A 4247-nucleotide genomic window follows, 5' to 3' on the forward strand; every position below is an offset into this window, starting at 1 on the left:
GGCTCTTTTCGTCATCTGGTAAGGCTTTCAGGTATTCGTGTCCCCACGCCAGCAATTAAAGGGTTATGATTCTGGGAACTCCTCACTCCTCACCTACCTTTGTGAAGGCCCTGCACATCCCAGTACAATCCCTCTCTAGAGCTAGATTCCCCGATTTGGCGCAGGAACGTTACTCCAGGGGGATTTCTCTTGTCATCCTTGTCATCAGCCTTTTTCAGCCCTTTTTAAATCTATTATCCAACCGGAGGTCCTTCCTTCTACAGTAGCCCAAACCAAGGACGATTATTCTTTCGGATTAGGGTGATTGGATAGCTTTCCCCTTTATACTACAAACAGCGAGTCACAAGGATACTACGTTTGAGTCGTTGTTAAACTCCGAACCCCTCACTCCGAAATCCTCTGAAAACGAGTGTACACTCGTTGTTTGACGATCCGTAGCTCTTCCCTAAATTGCCATTAATCCATCAACATGATCCATCGCGTCATCCGGCATCCTCTCAAATATCCAGTTCAGAAGCTCGTGGACACCCCAACCTAAATTCTGGCTTAACTGAACTATTTGCTCTTTCGCCTCCTGAAGCTCCCAGAAGCTAGAAGAAGCTAACACACTAGCATAACCTGTCATCGCAGCCACTTCTATTTCTGGTGCGTAACGATCGCTATGTTTAGGGCACCAAAATGGTTTATCGTTTTCTAGTTTTAATGCCTCTGTCACAGAAGTCTCCTGATGGTTAATTGTATACGAGTTTCGCTCAAGTTCTGTGACACCCTCTAGACCATGCCCAGTCTCGGTTTGAACCCCCTCATTTGACCCTTCGTTTTTAACCATGCCCTCTGGCACCACATTGGTTGAGAGCGTACCATTTTCTACCTCAACCACATCTATGGTTATAAGATCATTTTCGACTGTCACAGAACCTTCTGTCTGGTTATCTGTATACGATGTTCGGGCAAGTTCTGTGACACCTTCTAGACCATACCCAGTCTCGGTTTGAACCCTCTCATTTGACCCTTCGTTTTTAACCATTACCTCTGCCACCATATTGCTTGTTCCCATACCATTTTCTACCCCATCCACGTCTATGGTTATGAGATCATTTTCTGCTGTCACAGAAGTCTCCTGTTGGTTAATTGTATACGGTTTTCGCTCAAGTTCTGTGACACCCTCTAGACCATACCTAGTCTTGGTTTGACTCCACTTAAGATCGAAGGCGTTTAAGATGGCTTTTCGGTCAGTTGAATTCAGTTTTTTGGGGTTGAGTTTGTAGGTTCTTACCCGTTCCCCCTCCACTCGTTTTTGGTCACAGGTTAACCCTAATCCAATTTTTTCTAAGAACCGACTGAGTAAGTGAACGGACTGAGTATTTTTGGTCACTATAATATTGAACAACCGATTTAACCGATGTCGTCTCCATAAGCACTTTTGCTTAAACTCTTCTAACCAGAGATCACCTTGAGTATATTCCTTATCTGGGTTGGCTATAACTTCTAACATTCCCAGGTCTAATAATTCTTTGACTAGGGGGTAGTAGGCTCTAATATCAGGGAGGTACACTATCTCATGAATGGCAAATTGCCTGAACTGGTGGCTGTATTCTTTCTCGTCATAATATTTGGCTGCTTCGGGATTTAATAGTTTCCAGCATAGTTTAATAGCATTTAACGCGCGCCGTCTGTCTTTGACAATATATTCATTAATAAAGTCAGTGGTTAACTCAATCCCTGGTATTTCTTCAGTGATAAATGCCTTGGTTGCCTCATGCCTTTCTGCTTGGGTAGCAGTTGCTTTTCTCATTATGGCTTGGGCTTGCTCTAAAGAGATGTCATTCGATGTTGCGATCGCACTCGATGTTTCCCTATAAATTGCCTCCCCTTGTTCCTTTTCCCCATCTATAAATCCCTGGGTCGTTAATAAAACTTCACATCCTTTTGTGTTAATTTTTATTACTTCATGCCCTTCTTCCATTAGTTCTTGGATGAATATTTCTCTGAGGTTGGCTAATCCAAAATTGTCACGAGCTTTGTAGTTACAATAAGCCGTAATATGAACATTAGACCATTGCCTTTTTTCGCAGTCTACCATTTCCAGTAATTTTTCAATATATTCTACTGGATCATCCAGTTTGACTAATTGTTGAACATCTAATAAACTTAACCCTTCTTTATGGTATTCATGGAGAGATTTATTAATCTCAACGGGGTCAAAACTTCTATTCCCTCTTATCATTCCTGCGGTTCTAATGTAAATGTATCTGGGTACGGTTGCTCTGTATCTCATCAATGATTGACGGCATTGAGATGGGGTTAGCACCCCGACAAATATCCCAAATACTTTATCAAACCAGTTTTTGACTTCTTCATCTATTGTACCATTAATCTTTCCATCAATGCTTGTTCCTGTACTCATTGATGGAGTATGAATTAGGATGTCGGGTTTTTCTTTTTTAATAGATTCATTTACCCTTTCAACATAATCTTTCCCCCATTGGTCTTCTACCGTCTTACTGTCTATCCTATTGATTATTTTGTCAGGGAATTGTTTATTCAATTCCCTTTCCATTTTCTCTGCTTCTGCTTGGGAATCAGTAGCTATAATGATTTTTTCTCCTGCTTCAATGGCATTAAGTATTTCTTGTTTAACCCATTTCTTTTCACTTATTATATAAGCTTTGTAGCTTATAGTCTTCTCAGGATTAACTATGGTAAATGTAGGAGTGGTTGGTGGAGCTAATGATCTAATATAATCTACACTTACATCGGTCAAGTCAGCATCCGATAATAACACTAATCCTTTAAGAGCTAACACTTCATGGATAATCTTTTGGAATGATTTTAGTAACAATGGACGTTTTTCTTTACAAGTTGATGATGCTAGTAAGTGAGTTAATCCTAGTTCTGATTCATCTAAGAAAACTGCTGTTTTCTCTAAGTTTCTATTATACAACTTCCAAATGGAATCAAAGCACAATCCTAATGTTGCTTGGTTTTCATAGATGGTTAATCGATTGACTTGTCTACATAATGGATCATCAGTGTCTATTTGCCATTCAATGCCCCAAGCTTGTGCCTGTCCTCTTCCTAAGACGATTCTAGCCACAATGGAGATTATTTGGAATCCGTCTTTTCTTAAGTATTTTATCAGTTCTTCATTAAGGTGACTTTTACCACTTCCTTTGGCACTTTTTAAGTTGATTATTCCCTGTTTGGGCATGAGTTCTATTAGTAACTCACTGGGTAAATATTTCCCATCAACTAGATCCTCTTCAGTGAGTTCTATGTCAGGTTTATAGGTTAATCTTCTTAAGTCCTCTTGAATTCTTTTAATGCGAGGATCTAACCTTTTCTTATGATGGAGTTTAGCCCTTTTAAGGAACTGCTTAATGGTAATTAGTTTAACATTTCCTTCTCCTTGAAGATTAAACCTAAAGGATTTAGCTAGTTTAACTTTCTCAATTGTTTGTGGGTTTAATTCGTCAATGTCTAAACCGTTTTCTTTGTCATTGAGTTGTCCCCAATCAACTACTTTTAAGTTGGGGATAATTTTCCCTAACTTTTCATATTGGATGACTACATTGGGATTAATGACGCTACCAGCGTCGGCATAAAGGATGAACTTGGGTTTTTCCCATTCATAGCGTTGTTTGATGGACGCGATCGCAGACGCGATTGCCTCAGTGCTACTGCCAAAGTTACCACCACTAGCACCAATAATTGGAATCCCCACGTTAGATGAGGCTAGAAGGGGTTTATATTCCAGTCCCTCAGTGAACCCTATTATTTTCTTTTCAGGGGCTTCCTGGGGCATATACACCGCGATGGGTTGCTCCCCTGATGGGAGATGATACTTCACCCCACGTTTAGAACTACTCAGGGGGTAGTATTTGTTTTCGGTTCCTGGGGTGAGGTCATTGACCCTGAGATGAGTATATAATCCGTTTTCGTTAGGAATTGGGATTAAGATTCCGTCTGTATGGTTAATTAAGCTTAAACCGTCATATTTCACTCCTGACAGTTCGTTAGTGACAGTTGAGGTTAGTTTTTGCCATTGTTTGACACTGCGGTAGTTCGATTGATCTATGGAGCGATCGCTTATTCCTCTTCCCCTTAGAACCTCCCTGTGGGCATCCGATAGGGTTAGTTGGTCTAAGATTTCCCTGATAACTTTATCTCTTTCTGGGATAGGTAGCAGGACATTAAGGTGATTTCCGAGAAAGCTTTTCCCATAGGGGGGGTAATCCCTTGGACTA

The 4247-nt window shown here is 40.6% G+C and carries 1 protein-coding gene; it reads right to left on the reverse strand.

The genetic code is table 11. The features are described 5' to 3' along the window. Positions 1-445: 445 nt before the first annotated feature. On the reverse strand, positions 446-4247 hold a 3802-nt coding region (locus P9B04_RS15475; protein WP_342055886.1), incomplete at its 5' end, for a plasmid replication protein, CyRepA1 family.

The sequence above is a fragment of the Crocosphaera sp. Alani8 genome, assembly GCF_038442745.1.
GTDB lineage: Bacteria > Cyanobacteriota > Cyanobacteriia > Cyanobacteriales > Microcystaceae > Crocosphaera.